The 13,366-nt window shown below is 64.5% G+C and carries 12 protein-coding genes; 4 read left to right on the top strand and 8 right to left on the bottom strand.

What is annotated here, in order from left to right; genetic code table 11:
* Window positions 1-151 precede the first annotated feature (151 nt).
* From JQ591_RS16065 to JQ591_RS16030, 8 genes are all read right to left on the bottom strand, one after another.
* Complete coding sequence (locus JQ591_RS16065; protein ID WP_211396990.1) at window positions 152-1,141, bottom strand: ABC transporter ATP-binding protein; 990 nt, start codon at window positions 1,139-1,141, stop codon at window positions 152-154.
* Complete coding sequence (locus tag JQ591_RS16060; protein WP_211396989.1) at window positions 1,138-1,848, bottom strand: DUF1028 domain-containing protein; 711 nt, start codon at window positions 1,846-1,848, stop codon at window positions 1,138-1,140. The genes JQ591_RS16065 and JQ591_RS16060 overlap by 4 nt, the downstream gene beginning before the upstream one ends.
* 9 nt (window positions 1,849-1,857) lie before the next feature.
* Entirely contained in the window at window positions 1,858-3,663 is a 1,806-nt protein-coding gene (locus JQ591_RS16055) for a gamma-glutamyltransferase family protein (protein WP_211396988.1), read from the bottom strand.
* 81 nt (window positions 3,664-3,744) lie between these two features.
* Entirely contained in the window at window positions 3,745-4,734 is a 990-nt protein-coding gene (locus JQ591_RS16050; RefSeq protein ID WP_211396987.1) for an ABC transporter ATP-binding protein, read from the bottom strand.
* Window positions 4,731-5,717 (bottom strand): ABC transporter ATP-binding protein, encoded by a 987-nt coding sequence (locus JQ591_RS16045; protein WP_211396986.1) that lies wholly within the window; start codon window positions 5,715-5,717, stop codon window positions 4,731-4,733. Before JQ591_RS16045 ends, JQ591_RS16050 begins: the two co-directional genes overlap by 4 nt.
* A 13-nt stretch (window positions 5,718-5,730) precedes the next feature.
* Window positions 5,731-6,693, bottom strand: coding sequence for an ABC transporter permease (locus tag JQ591_RS16040; RefSeq protein WP_211396985.1), 963 nt, complete (start codon window positions 6,691-6,693; stop codon window positions 5,731-5,733).
* Between the two features lies 1 nt (window position 6,694).
* A complete protein-coding gene (locus JQ591_RS16035; RefSeq protein WP_211396984.1) occupies window positions 6,695-7,675 on the bottom strand; it encodes an ABC transporter permease in 981 nt (326 codons plus the stop codon).
* Between the two features lie 101 nt (window positions 7,676-7,776).
* Window positions 7,777-9,375 carry an ABC transporter substrate-binding protein gene (locus JQ591_RS16030; protein ID WP_211396983.1) on the bottom strand — a complete coding sequence of 533 codons (1,599 nt, stop codon included), beginning with the start codon at window positions 9,373-9,375 and terminating at the stop codon, window positions 7,777-7,779.
* Window positions 9,376-9,681: 306 nt separating this feature from the next.
* Between JQ591_RS16030 and JQ591_RS16025 the strand changes: the two genes are divergently transcribed.
* Genes JQ591_RS16025 through JQ591_RS16010 form a run of 4 tightly spaced genes read left to right on the top strand, consistent with a single transcriptional unit; the run spans window position 9,682 to window position 13,342 of the window.
* Window positions 9,682-9,939: a DUF6489 family protein gene (locus JQ591_RS16025; protein WP_007593837.1), complete on the top strand. Its 258-nt coding sequence runs from the start codon at window positions 9,682-9,684 to the stop codon at window positions 9,937-9,939.
* A complete protein-coding gene (locus JQ591_RS16020; RefSeq protein ID WP_211396982.1) occupies window positions 9,939-10,739 on the top strand; it encodes an esterase/lipase family protein in 801 nt (266 codons plus the stop codon). Before JQ591_RS16025 ends, JQ591_RS16020 begins: the two co-directional genes overlap by 1 nt.
* A 46-nt stretch (window positions 10,740-10,785) precedes the next feature.
* On the top strand, window positions 10,786-12,336 hold the full coding sequence (locus tag JQ591_RS16015; RefSeq protein WP_211396981.1) for a wax ester/triacylglycerol synthase family O-acyltransferase: 1,551 nt from the start codon (window positions 10,786-10,788) through the stop codon (window positions 12,334-12,336).
* 10 nt (window positions 12,337-12,346) lie between these two features.
* The gene (locus tag JQ591_RS16010) at window positions 12,347-13,342 is read left to right on the top strand and encodes an alpha/beta fold hydrolase (RefSeq protein WP_211396980.1); all 996 of its coding nucleotides are present in this window, start codon (window positions 12,347-12,349) and stop codon (window positions 13,340-13,342) included.
* Window positions 13,343-13,366: the final 24 nt, after the last annotated feature.

Here is a 13,366-nt window from a genome sequence, read left to right as displayed (position 1 = left end):
GTCTCGTGTCCCGGGCGCGGCGCAGCACGAAGTGTTGCGACGCTGAACCGGGACCCATTTCGTTGCCACTTGGCCCCCGGTTCAGCAGCGCACCACGGCGCTTCGCTTGTGCTGCGCTGCGCCCGGGGCACGAGAGGAGAGAACGAGGCCATCACGACACCAGACGTTCGAGCGGCGCGCGGATGCAGCGCGAGAGGTGGCCGGGGCTGATTTCGACCAGCGGCGGCGGCGCCTTGGTGCAGGCGTCCAGCACGAAGGGGCAGCGTGCGGCGAAACGGCATCCAGCGGGCGGCTGCGCCATGTTCGGAACCATGCCCTCGATCGTGGCAAGCTGTTCGGCGCGATGGTCGAGCCGCGGGATCGAGCCGAGCAGGCCGACGGTGTAGGGATGCTGCGGCGCCGAGAACAGCTCGTCCACCGGCGCGCGCTCGACGATCTCGCCGGCATACATCACCGCGACCTCGTCGCAGACTTCGGCGACGACGCCGAGATCATGAGTGATCAGGATGATGGCGGCGCCGCTCGCCGCCTTCAACTCTCGCATTAGTTCGAGGATCTGCGCCTGCAAGGTGACGTCGAGCGCGGTGGTCGGCTCATCCGCGATCAGCAGCCGCGGGTCGCAGGCCAGCGCCATCGCGATCATGACGCGCTGGCGCATGCCTCCGGAGAGCTTGTGCGGGTATTCGTCGATCCGCCGCTCGGGCGATGGGATGTGGACGCGACGCAGCAGATCGATCGCCCGCTCGCGCGCACTCCTGCGCGAGCCGCCGCGGTGGCGCAAAATCGTCTCGATGATCTGATCGCCGATGGTGAAACTCGGATTAAGCGAGGTCATCGGCTCTTGAAAGATCATCGCGAGCCTGTTGCCGCGGAGGTCGCGCAGCGTCTGGTCCGACGTCTTAAGCAGGTCGAAACCGTCAAAACGGATCGCGCCGGAGATTTCCGCGCTCTGCTTCGGCAGCAGGCCCATGATCGCCAGCGACGTCACGCTCTTGCCGCAGCCGGATTCGCCGACGAGGCCGAGCGTCGCGCCATGGGCGACGCTGAGATCGACGCTGTCGACCGCGTGGGTGATGCGGCCGTCGTCGCCGTGAAAACGAATGCGCAGATCCGTGATCTCGATGAGGGGGCTCGCGTTCATGATCGGTTTGCGCGCGCTGCGGCGATGCTGGCGTCGATGACGCTGCGATCGGTGTTGCCGGCCGGGTTCTGCCGCGTCGGCATCGAGGCGCGGAAATGTACCCAGAGCTCGTGGCTGACGCGCTCGAGCCGCTCGAGCTCGCCGAGCGGATCGGGATGATCGTCGGCGCGCAGGTCCAATGCCGGCCATTCCTCCTCGCCGTGGATCAGGAGCGCGGCGGACTGCTTGCCGCGCTTGTCGCCGCCAGCGGCTTCGCCCGCGCGCATCGCCGCGAGCAGGCGGCGCGGGAAGGGCAGGCTGTCATTGGCGATATAGGTTTTTGCGGTCTCGTCGAGCACGTCTGCGCCCGCGAGCATGTTGCCGGCGATCGAGAAGCCGCTGCCCGCGATGTGTCCGCACCAATCGACGCAATCGCGCCCGGTATGCGCGGCAATCGCGCCACTCGCGTCCATGATGTGGATCTGGCGGCTCTCGCGGCCATCGTCGGTCGCAAGCAGGGCGGCCAGCACGTCGTGCGCGTTGAGACCCTCACGCAGCAGCTTGACGCCGTCGATGCCGTAATAGGGATTGACGAAGGCCTGCGTCGCGATGGCGCCGAGGCCCGCCGCGATGTAGGGGACACGCGCGCCGACGGCGAAGAAGCGCGTGGCAACGGCGATGCCAAACTGGCCGGTGGCGGGATCGCGCGCGATGATCGACCAGGTCATGTGCTGCCTTTAGCGCCCTGCGGCGTAGCCTTGCATGCCGCGCGGATTGGCGGCGGCGCGGCGGCGCGGACCGACGCGCGAGGCCGCGGTGAGACGGCCTTCCGACCAGTCCGGTCCGACCTCGACGATATGTCCGCGTTCGCGAAGATTCTCGATCGTCGCCTTCGGCACGCGGTTCTCGACCACGAGCACGCCGGGGCGTGCGGTGCGGGGCCAGAACGAGATCGGGAAATGCTCGGAGTGCCAGGCCGGGGCGTCGATGGCTTCCTGGAGATTCAGATTGCAATGGACATGGCGCAGGAAGAACTGCGTGATCCACTGGTCCTGCTGGTCGCCGCCGGGCGAGCCCCAGGCGAGGTAGGGTTCGCCATCGCGCAGCGCCATGGTCGGCGACAGCGTGGTGCGTGGCCGCTTGCCGGGCGCGAGCGAGCTCGGTTGGTTCTCCTCCAGATCGAACATCTGCGCGCGGCTGCCGAGGCAGAAGCCGAGCTCGGGAATGATCGGCGATGATTGCAGCCAGCCGCCTGATGGCGTCGAGGACACCATGTTGCCGGCCTTGTCGATGATGTCGAAATGCACGGTGTCACCGCGCACCTCGCCGAAGCGGCCCACCGTCGGTTCACCGGCACCGAGCGCTCCGACAGCCTCGCGCTGGCCTTCGGCGCGGCGCAGCTTGACCACGCCGCCAAAGCCCTCGATCGCACCGGGCCGGAGATCGAGCGAGGCCTTGTCGGTGACGAGCTTGCGGCGCTCGTTGTTGTAGGCATCCGACAGCAGCGTTCCGATCGGGATCTCGCTGAACTTGGGATCGCCGTAGAATTTTTCGCGGTCGGCGAAGGCGAGCTTGGCGCATTCGATCTGGAGATGGATGAATTCTGGCCCCGTCGGGTCGAGCCCATCGAGCGCAAAGCCCTTCAGCAGCGCGAGCTGCTGCAGCGTCACCGGACCCTGGCTCCAGACCCCGGCCTTGCAGACAGTGTAGCGGCCATAATCGTAGGTGAGCGGGGCCTCGACCGTCGGCTGCCAGCGCGCCATGTCATCGGCCGACAGCACACCGCGATGCGGCGAGCCGCTGACGTCCATCACCTCCTGCGTCCGGCAGAACTTGTCGATGGCTTCCGCGACAAAGCCCTGCGACCAGGCCTTGCGTGCGCGCTCGATCTCGGCGTCGCGGCCGCCGCCGCCGCTTTCGGCTTCGCCCAGGATTCGTGCGTAGGTCTCAGCCAGCGTCTTGTTGGTGAAGAGCGTGCCGGGCTTCGGCACTTCGCCATTCGGGAGATAGACGGCGGCTGATGTCGGCCAGTGCTTGCGGAACAATTGCTCGACGGTCTGGATCGTGGCGCAGGCGCGCTCGACCAGCGGATAGCCATCGCGCGCGTAGGAGATCGCAGGCTCCAGCACGTCGCGCACGCGCATCGTGCCGTAGTCACGCAGCAGCATCATCCAGGATTCGAATGTGCCGGGGACGCAGGCCGCGAGCAGGCCGGTGCCGGGCACCATGTCGAGGCCTTCGCTCTTGTAATGCGCGATGGTGGCGCGGGCCGGTGCCGGACCTTGGCCGCAGATCACCTCGGTGCGGCCGCGTTTCACGTCGTGCACGATGATCGGGACGTCGCCGCCGGGGCCGTTCAGATGCGGCTCGACCACCTGGAGCGTGAAGGCGGTGGCGACGCCGGCGTCGAAGGCGTTGCCGCCCTTTTCCAGGATGGCCATGCCGACGGCGGTAGCGATCCAGTGCGTGGTGGCGACGACCCCGAAAGTGCCCTCGATCTCGGGGCGTGTCGTGAAGGGATCGGGATTGACGTTGCTGGCCATAGACTACCTCATTTGCGGCGCGCGCAATTGATCACAGGGCCAGGCCGCCGCCAAATGCGCAGGCTGCATGGCACGCGCGCGTCACGCCGGTATCGGCGCGGTGTTGACCGCGTGGCAGGCGACGCCGTCGATCAGGCTCGGTGCTTCCTTGCGGCAGAGATCGAATGCCAGCGGACAGCGCGGATTGAAGGCGCAGCCGGGGGGCGGATTGATCGGGTTCGGGATCTCGCCCTTGACCGGAATGCGCTGGCGGCCGCTCATGGCGAGATCAGGCACGGCGCCGAGCAGCATCTTGGTGTAGGGCATGCGCGGGCGGGTGAACAACTCCTTGCCTTCCGCGATCTCGACGATGCGGCCGAGATACATCACGCCGACTCGGCTCGCCATGTGGCGGACCACGGCGAGGTTGTGGCTGATGAACATGTAGGTCAGGCCGAACTTGTCCTGGAGGTCGCGCATCAGGTTGAGGATCTGCGCCTGCACGGAGACGTCGAGCGCCGAGGTCGGCTCGTCGCAGACGATGAACTCGGCGTCGGAGGCAAGCGCGCGCGCGATGGCGATGCGCTGACGCTGGCCGCCGGAGAATTCATGCGGAAATTTCAGTCGGTCGTCGGGGTGCAGGCCGACGAGGCTGAGCAGTTCGCCGACGCGCGCCTGGATGTCGCGCTCGCCCTGGATCAGGTCGAAGGCGCGGATTGGCTCGGAGATGATGGCATCGACGCGGAAGCGCGGATTCAGGCTTGCATAGGGGTCTTGAAAAATCATCTGGATGCGGCGGCGCAGTTTTCGCCGCGCCATCGCGTGCCGCGGATCGGCCATCGGGATGCCGTCGATCAGGACGTCGCCGGAGCTTGGCGGCAGAAGGCCAACCACCATCCGTGCTACCGTGGTCTTGCCCGAGCCGGACTCGCCGACCAACGCAAAAGTCTCGCCCTTCCTGATGTCGAAGGTAACGCCGTCGACAGCCTTGAGATATTCGAGCTGCCCGCCTTCGAGCACACGGTTGAGCCAGGGCTTCGAGACGTCGAAGACGCGGCGCAAATTGGTGGCCTGGACGAAGGGGGCGCTCATGCCGCGCTCTCCGCCGGCACGCTGTCATAGAGATGGCAGGCGACGGATTGCGTGCCGCGCGGCAGCGGCTCCGGCCGGTCGATCCGGCAGCGATCGAAAGCGGACGCACAGCGCGGATTGAACGAGCAGCCGCGCGGGATCGCCGACAGCCGCGGCATCGAGCCGGGAATTTGCACCAGGCGCTTGTCCTCGCCGGCAAGCGTCGGGATCGCGCCCATCAGGCCTTTGGCGTAGGGATGCAGCGGATTCCTGACGACGTCCTGTACCGGGCCGATCTCGGCGACGCGGCCGGCATACATCACGGCGACGCGGTCCGAGGTCTCGGCGATCACGCCCATGTCGTGCGTCACCAGCATCACCGCGGTGCCGTGGTCGCGGCCGAGCCGCTTGATCAGCGAAATGATCTGGGCCTGCACGGAGACGTCAAGCGCGGTGGTCGGCTCGTCCGCGATGATCAGCTCCGGCTCGGCGCAGATCGCCAGCGCAATCACCACGCGCTGGCGCATGCCGCCGGAGAATTCGTGCGGATAGCCGTCGATGCGCTTGTCCGGTGCGGGAATGCCGACCTCGGCGAGCAGGTCGATGGCGCGGCGGCGCGCGGCCGTCTCGGACAAGTTCAGATGAGTTCTGATCGTCTCCACGATCTGGTCGCCGACCCGGTAGAGCGGATTGAGCGAGGTGAGGGGATCCTGGAAGATCATGCCGATGCGTTTTCCCCTGACGCGGCGCATGTCCTCGGGCGGCAGATTGTCGATGCGCAGGCCCGACAGGCGGATCTCACCGCCCGAGATGCGTCCGGGCGGATCGATCAGGCCGATCACGGCGAGGCCGGTGACGGATTTGCCGGCGCCGGATTCACCGACCACCCCTAACACTTCGCCCTTGGCGATGTCGAAGGAGACGTCGTCGATGGCGCGCAGCGTGCCGCGGCGGGAGGTGAACTCGACCTGGAGATTACGTACAGAGAGAACGGGTTCGGTCATGGGCAACGCATACTCATCGAAGTTTCGGGTTGAGCGCGTCGCGCAGCCAGTCGCCCAGCAGATTGATCGACAGGATCAGCGTCGCGAGTGCGATTCCGGGGAAGGCGACGATCCACCATTCGCCTGCGAACAGATAGCCGTTGCCGATGCGGATCAGCGTGCCGAGCGACGGCATGGTCTCGGGCATTCCCGACCCGAGGAACGACAGCGTTGCCTCGGTGATGATGGCGAGCGCGAGGTTGATGGTCGCGATCACGAGGATCGGTCCCGTGGTGTTCGGGAGCACGTGGCGCAGCATGATCACGGGGGCGGGCAGGCCGATCAGCTGTGCGGCTGCGACATAGTCCTTGTTCTTCTCGACCATCACCGAGCCACGCACCGTGCGCGCGTATTGCACCCAAAAGCTCAGGCCGATCGCGAAGACCAGGACCGCCAGCATGCTCATCTCGTCGAGCTTGTTGCCAAAGACCGATTTGGCGATGCCGTTGATCAGGAGCGCAATCAGGATAGCCGGAAATGAGAGCTGCACGTCGGCGATGCGCATGATCAGCCCGTCGACGGCGCCGCCGAAATAGCCGGCCGTCAGCCCGAGCATGATGCCGAGCGCGCCAGACAAGACGACGCCGAGGACGCCGACGAGCAACGAGATTCGCAGACCGTAGAGGATCGCGGACAACACGTCGCGGCCCTGCTCGTCGGTGCCGAGCAGGAACGGGCTCTGACCATCGGCAGTCCAGAGCGGTGATATCCGCGAATTCATCAGCTGGAGCTGCGCCGGGTCGAACGGATTTTGCACCGACAACACCGAGGCGAAGATCGCGATCAGGAAGAACAGTAGCGTCACCGCAGCCGCGATCATGGTGATCTTGGAGCGGCAGAACGAATAGAACAGGTCGCTGTCCAGTGCGCGCCTGAACCAGCCGGGTGCGGCGGCAGCGCGCTTCTCGGTTGCGTGGGGAACGACGGCCTCGCTCATGTCAGTGCGCCCGGCTGACCGTCGAGCGCAGCCGCGGATCGACGATAGTGTAGAGGATATCAACCACGAGGTTGATGGTGACGAAGATCAGGGACACCATCATCAGATAGGCCGCCATGATCGGGATATCGACGTTCTGAACGGCCTGAACGAACAGAAGTCCCATGCCAGGCCACTGGAACACTGTCTCGGTGATGATGGCGAAAGCAATGACCGAGCCAAATTGCAGGCCGGCGACGGTGATGACGGGAACCAGCGTGTTGCGCAGCGCATGGCCGAAATGGATCGCCCGCGTGGTGAGCCCACGGGCGCGGGCGAAGCGGATGTAGTCGGTGCGCATCACTTCCAGCATCTCCGCGCGGACGAGGCGCATGATCAGCGTCATCTGGAATAGGCCAAGCGTGATGGAAGGCATAATCAGCGCCTTCAGGCCGGACAGTGTCAGGAGTCCCGTCGTCCACCAGCCGATATGTACGACGTCGCCCCGCCCGAACGAGGGCAACCAGCCGAGGGTCACCGAGAACAGGTAGATCATGAGAATGCCGATCAGGAAGGTCGGCAGCGAAATGCCGATCAGCGAGACGGCTTGGAATGCATGCGCGAGCCAGCTGTCACGGCGCAGCGCCGAATAGACCCCCATCAGGATGCCGCTGAGCATTGCGAAGATGGTGGCGCAGATCGCGAGCTCTAGCGTTGCGGGCATCCGCTCTATCAGCAGGTTGGAGACCGGCAGACGGAACTGGTAGGAGATGCCGAACTTGAACTGCGCGGCGTTGCCGAGGTAGTGGCCGAACTGCACGATCACGGGATCGTCGAGGCCGAGCGACTTGCGGATCGAAGCGCGTTCTGCGCCCGACGTATCCATCCCGACCATCTGGTTTACGGGATCGCCGGCGAAACGAAACATCGAGAACGAAATAATCCCGACGGCGATCATGACACCGACGGCCTGGATGGCTCGGCGCAGTGTGAAAGCGAGCATTTGTTCCTTTCACATCTCTTCAGCAGCACGCATCATTGCGTTAGCCCGAAATAGCAAGTCCCGGAAGCCAGGGCTTCCGGGACTTCACAACTTGTCGACACCTACTCGTCCTGCTTGGTCGCCCAGTAGAGCAGCACCTGGTTGTCCGCGCGCTGGGTCAGCTTCACCTTTTTGGACACGCCCCAGGCCAGCGCCTGCTGATGCAGCGGCACGTAGGCCCAATCCTTCATCGAGATCTCCCAAGCCTGCTTGATCAGCAGATCGCGCTTGGCCGTATCGAGTTCCAGGAGAACCTTGTCCGCGAGTTCGTCGAATTGCTTGTTGCAGTAACCGGCGAGATTGGCTTCGCCGCGGTTGGGGTCCTTGGGATCATCGCGGCAACCCATGATGTCGTGCAGGACGTTGTGGGAGTCCAGCGTATCGGGGGTCCAGCCCAGCATGAAGAACGAGGTCTTGTAGCCGCCGGGCTTCAGAACCTTGGCGAAATACTGGGCCTTGGGTTGCGCCAGCAGCTCCACTTTGAGGCCGATGCGGGCGAGCATGCCGACGACGGCCTGACAGATCGCGGCGTCATTGACGTAGCGATCGTTGGGGCAGTCCATCGTGACCTCGAAACCCTCGGGATAGCCGGCGTCAGCCAGGAGCTTCTTGGCGGCGTCGGGATCGAGCTTCGGCCGGGTGAAATCCTTCGCGGCAAAGATCTCTGGTGCGACCATCAATGCGGACGGCGTGGACAGTCCGCGCATGACGCGATTCTTGATCAGGTCGACGTCGATCGCCCGGTAGACGGCTTCGCGGACGCGAACGTCCTTGAACGGATTCTTGCCCTTGATGTTGGAATACAGGAGCTCGTCGCGCGCCTGATCCATGCCAACGAAGATGGTGCGGAGCTCGGGCCCTGTCAGCACCGTGGCGTTGGGGCTTGCTTTGACGCGGTCGATGTCCTGGACCGGAACCGGCTCGATCACGTCAACCTCGCCCGACAACAGCGCCGCGACACGCGTGGCCGGGTTTGCGATCGGCGTGAAGATGATCTCCTTCAGATTATGTTCCGGCTTGCGCCACCAGTTCGGATTGGCCTTGAAGACGGTCTTCACGCCAGGCTGATGGCTCTCGATCGTGAAGGCGCCGGTGCCGTTCTCATGGAGCGAGGCGTAGCTCGGGGTCGTCGCGGCTGCGGGCGTCGGTGCCACTGCATCGTTCGCCTCTGCCCATTTCTTGTCCATGATGTACCAGGTCGCCCACAGCGCTGTCAGGATGGGATTGGGCGAGGTCAGGATGAAATCGACGGTGTAATCGTCGATCTTGACGGCCTTGGCATCGGCGGGAACGCGGCTCTGGAAATTCGAGCCTTTCGCTCGCACGCGCTCGGCTGAGAACACCACGTCGTCCGCGGTGAAGGGGTCGCCATTGTGGAATTTCACGCCCTTGCGCAGGTGAAAGCGCCAGCGTGTCGGCTCCGGCGTCTCCCAGCTTTCGGCTAGCGCCGGGATGATCTTCAAATCCTTGTCGCGGGCGACTAGGCCCTCGTAGACATGGCCGAGATGTGCACTGGTGGTCGACTCGTTCAGCGTGTAGGGGTCGAGCGATTTGAGCTCACCCTGGTTGGCGTAGCGCAGCGTCTGGCTCGATGCCGGCGAGGCCGCCAGCGCAAGCATACCGGCGAGCGTCGCCGCAAACAGACTTCGTCCGACTGACATTCTTGACCCTCTCCACTCGCCCGCACCGTCATTTTTGATTGTTCGGCGGGGCTGATCGATCCATGTTGCCCAGAGTTCTCGACCCGTGCAAGCGCCATTCCAGCAAGGAACGCGCCAAGTTGCACCGCTGTGCAGCAATGCTGACCGGCATTGACGGGTGGATGGGCGCGGGCGCGAGCGATTTTGATTGACCATATCCGCCGATCGCGGAAGCCGGAGCGCCGCGACCGGCCTCAGGTCGCTTGCGTTGCACACCGTCTCGCGGCGATACTGCGGCAGGGCGCTCGAATCTCATCCGGAGGGGACATGAAAGTTAACATCGAAATCGACTGCACCCCCCTCGAAGCCCGTCAGTTCATCGGATTGCCCGATCTGGCACCGATGCAGACGGCGGTGATGGACAAGCTGCAGCAGCAGGTTCTGAGCAATATCGACAAGGTCTCGCCGGAATCGCTGATCCAGAGCTGGTTCACCTTCGATCCGAAGCTCGCCGAGCGGTTTCAGGACATGTTCGTCACCATGGCCGGCCTCGGCGGCACGCGCAGCGGTGATAAGAAGAAATAATGCCGCCCGGTCCGGACGGACCGCAGACCCCAAGCCGGCTTCGTCCGCCGGGTCTTGGTTTGCTGCTCGCCGAAGCCCGTGGGCTGTTCGAGCTCAACGCCAGCCTGCTGCTGTCGCCGATCCTGATGCGGGCGCCCAAGGGCGATGGCCATCCAGTGCTGGCGCTGCCGGGCTTCCTCGCCAGCGACCTCTCGATGGCGCCGATGCGGCGCTATCTCAGCGAGCTCGGCTATGAGGCACATGCCTGGCAGATGGGCCGTAATTTCGGCGGGCTCGGACGAATGCGGGATTCGTTGCGCGCCCGTCTCGCCGAAATCCACGCCGCGAGCGGACGCAAGGTCAGCCTGGTCGGATGGAGTCTCGGCGGCGTCTATGCGCGCGATCTCGCGCTCCAGGTGCCCGACATGGTCCGCAATGTCATCACGCTCGGCAGCCCGTTTGCCAATGACGTGCGGGCGACCAATGCCACGCGGCTCTACGAGATGATGTCCGGCGAGCGTGTCGAGGATTTTGCCGAACTGCGCGAGGCGATCGCCGGCGATCTTCCGGTGCCGGCGACGTCGATCTATTCGCGCGCGGACGGCATCGTGAACTGGCGGACCTGCCTGCTGCGTCCCTCCGACCGTGCCGAAAACATCGAGGTGCACCTGGCGAGCCATATCGGGCTCGGGGTGAATCCGGCAGCGCTGTGGGCCGTGGCGGACCGCCTTGCGCAACCGGAGGGGGAGTTCTGGCCATTTGACAGGGCAGGGCCGTTTGCCATTGCATATGCCCCGCCGGAACAGGCAGTATTGGCCTGACGAGAAGCGCCACCTAAGGCGCCCGTCAAATACTCGGGAGGGAACTATGCCTGACGGTAAGAAGCTGTCGTCGCTGGACGCGTCGTTTCTCTATCTGGAAACGCCGGAAATGCCGATGCATGTCGGGAGCATGGCGATCTTTCGCCTGCCGGACGACTACAAGGGCGACTTCTTCGAAGATTTCAAGGCGATGATCCTCTCGCGCCTGCACATCGCGCCGATCCTCAAAGCGCGGCTGGAGAAGGCGCCCCTCGACATCGATCATCCCTCCTGGGTCGAGGACGATCAGTTCGACATCGACCGTCACATCTTCCGCGCCAGCCTGCCGCAGCCGCGCGACCGCGCCACGCTCGAACGCATCGTCGGCTGGATGCACGCCAAGCTCCTGAATCGCGCTCGCCCGCTCTGGGAGTTCTACGTGTTCGAAGGCATGAAGGACAACGAGGTCGGGCTTTATTCGAAGATGCATCATGCCGCCATCGACGGCGGCGCGGGTGCTGCGCTGACCAACATGATCTACGACATCTCGCCGATCCCGCGGAAGGTCGATCCGCCGACCGCGGGAGCCAAGCCCGGACAGGAGCCGCGCGACATCGCAGCGAACCTGGTCGATTCCTACCAGCAGCTCTTCACCCAGCCGCTCGATGCGTCGGCGGCCGCGAAGAATCTGCAACTGCCGCGCACCGGCAAGAGCGACATCGGCTCGATCCTGTTCGACAATGCGATGTACCAGATCGAGAGCGCAGTGCGCTTTGCCGGCAATATCCCGACCATGGTCAAGAGCGTATCGGACGTGCTCGGCAAGATATCCGATCCAAAATCGCGCGAGAGTCTTGCCAGCATGGTGTCGCCGCCGACCATGCTCAACAAATCGATCTCGTCCGAGCGCAGCTTCGCCGGCGTGTCGATTTCGCTGTCGCGATCCAAGGCGCTGGCCAAGCAGGCTGGCGGCAAGCTCAACGACGTCGTGTTGGCGCTCGCCTCCGGCGTGGTCCGGCGCTACCTTCAGCAGTACAGCACGCTTCCCGCGAAATCGCTGACCGCCGCCGTGCCGATCTCGCTGCGCGAGGAGGGCAATACCGAGGCCAACAACCAGGTGTTCGGCATGATCTGCTCGATCGCGACCAACATCGACGATCCCAAGGAGCGGCTGCAAGCCATCATCGCGCAGTCGACCAAGTCCAAGGAGATGTCGCATCCGCTGCGGGCCCTGATGCCGCAGATATCCAATATCTCGATGCTGGGTGCGCCGATGATGATGCAGGTTCTGGCGCTGGTCTACAGCCGCTCGAACCTCTCGGACGTGTTGCCGCCGGCTGCGAACATCACGGTGTCCAATGTGCCGGGGCCGCGGCAGACGCTTTACGCCGCGGGCGCGGAGTTGTTGCACATCTTCCCGGTGTCGATCTCGACGCATGGACAGGCGCTCAACATCACCGTGCAGAGCTATCGCGACCAGCTCGATTTCGGCTTCATCGTCGGCGCCAACATCATTCCGCACGTGCAGGTGATGTGCGACATGCTGCCGGAAGAGTTCGCCGCGCTGGAGGCGGCCTATGCTTCGCCCGCGGCGGACATCAAGGGCGCCGCTGAGTAGGAATGTTCCGATGATTGAAATGCCACCGCTCAAGTTCGTGCAGACGAACGGAATCCGCATGGGCTACTACGAGGCGGGCCCGGTCACAGACAGGCCACCGATCGTGCTGTGTCATGGCTGGCCCGAGCTCGCATTTTCCTGGCGCCACCAGATCAAGGCGCTGAGCGAGGCCGGCATCCGCGTGATCGCGCCGGACCAGCGCGGCTACGGCGCGACCGACCGGCCAGAGCCGGTCGAGGACTACGACATCGAGCACCTGACCGGCGATCTGGTCGGACTGCTCGACCATCTTCAGATCGACAAGGCGATCTTCGTCGGCCATGACTGGGGCGGCTTCATCGTCTGGCAGATGCCGCTCCGGCACATCGACCGGGTCGCCGGCGTGGTCGGTATCAATACGCCTCATACCAACCGCGCCTGGGCCGATCCGATCGAGCTCCTGCGCGCGCGCTTCGGCGAAAAGATGTATATCGTGCAGTTCCAGGACCCGGCGCGTGAGCCCGACAGGATTTTTGGCAGCCGCGTCGAGCAGACGTTTGATGCGTTCATGCGCAAGCCGGCTCCGCGTGCACCCGACGCGCCGGCAGAGGAAGTGGTTGCCGGTGTCGGCGCTTCGCCGCGGGTCAATCTGGCATTTCCGCAGATGATTGCCGGCTATGACGCAAAGCACGATCCGCGCACGCCGATCCTGTCGCCGGACGAGAAGAAGGTGTTCGTCGACAACTTCACCAGGACCGGATTTACCGGCGGCATCAACTGGTACCGCAACATGTCGCGCAATTGGGTGCGCTCCGAGGGGCTCGATCATACGGTGCGCGTGCCGTCGTTGATGATCATGGCCGAGAATGATGCGGTGCTGCCGCCGTCGTCCGCCGATGGCATGGAGAAATTCATTCCGGATCTGGAAAAGTACCTGGTCCGCGATAGTGGCCATTGGACGCAGCAGGAGAAGCCGGAGGAGGTCAGCGCGAAGCTGATCGAATGGCGTAGAAGGCGGTTTAGCTAGCTCGCAACGACGGCGTTGAATACC

It is taken from the genome of Bradyrhizobium canariense (assembly GCF_018130465.1).
In the GTDB taxonomy this organism is placed as follows: Bacteria; Pseudomonadota; Alphaproteobacteria; order Rhizobiales; family Xanthobacteraceae; genus Bradyrhizobium; species Bradyrhizobium canariense_C.
Note: the sequence above shows the minus strand (reverse complement) of the source record. Positions and strands in the feature narration are given on the sequence as shown.

What these genes read in the sequence shown, in the direction of transcription:
- JQ591_RS16030 (WP_211396983.1), bottom strand. Translation starts at nt 9,375, where the DNA reads ATGTCAGTCGGACGAAGTCTGTTTGCGGCGACGCTCGCCGGTATGCTT.
- JQ591_RS16020 (WP_211396982.1), top strand. Translation starts at nt 9,939, where the DNA reads ATGCCGCCCGGTCCGGACGGACCGCAGACCCCAAGCCGGCTTCGTCCG.
- JQ591_RS16035 (WP_211396984.1), bottom strand. Translation starts at nt 7,675, where the DNA reads ATGCTCGCTTTCACACTGCGCCGAGCCATCCAGGCCGTCGGTGTCATG.
- JQ591_RS16010 (WP_211396980.1), top strand. Translation starts at nt 12,347, where the DNA reads ATGATTGAAATGCCACCGCTCAAGTTCGTGCAGACGAACGGAATCCGC.
- JQ591_RS16055 (WP_211396988.1), bottom strand. Translation starts at nt 3,663, where the DNA reads ATGGCCAGCAACGTCAATCCCGATCCCTTCACGACACGCCCCGAGATC.
- JQ591_RS16060 (WP_211396989.1), bottom strand. Translation starts at nt 1,848, where the DNA reads ATGACCTGGTCGATCATCGCGCGCGATCCCGCCACCGGCCAGTTTGGC.
- JQ591_RS16015 (WP_211396981.1), top strand. Translation starts at nt 10,786, where the DNA reads ATGCCTGACGGTAAGAAGCTGTCGTCGCTGGACGCGTCGTTTCTCTAT.
- JQ591_RS16025 (WP_007593837.1), top strand. Translation starts at nt 9,682, where the DNA reads ATGAAAGTTAACATCGAAATCGACTGCACCCCCCTCGAAGCCCGTCAG.
- JQ591_RS16065 (WP_211396990.1), bottom strand. Translation starts at nt 1,141, where the DNA reads ATGAACGCGAGCCCCCTCATCGAGATCACGGATCTGCGCATTCGTTTT.
- JQ591_RS16045 (WP_211396986.1), bottom strand. Translation starts at nt 5,717, where the DNA reads ATGACCGAACCCGTTCTCTCTGTACGTAATCTCCAGGTCGAGTTCACC.
- JQ591_RS16050 (WP_211396987.1), bottom strand. Translation starts at nt 4,734, where the DNA reads ATGAGCGCCCCCTTCGTCCAGGCCACCAATTTGCGCCGCGTCTTCGAC.
- JQ591_RS16040 (WP_211396985.1), bottom strand. Translation starts at nt 6,693, where the DNA reads ATGAGCGAGGCCGTCGTTCCCCACGCAACCGAGAAGCGCGCTGCCGCC.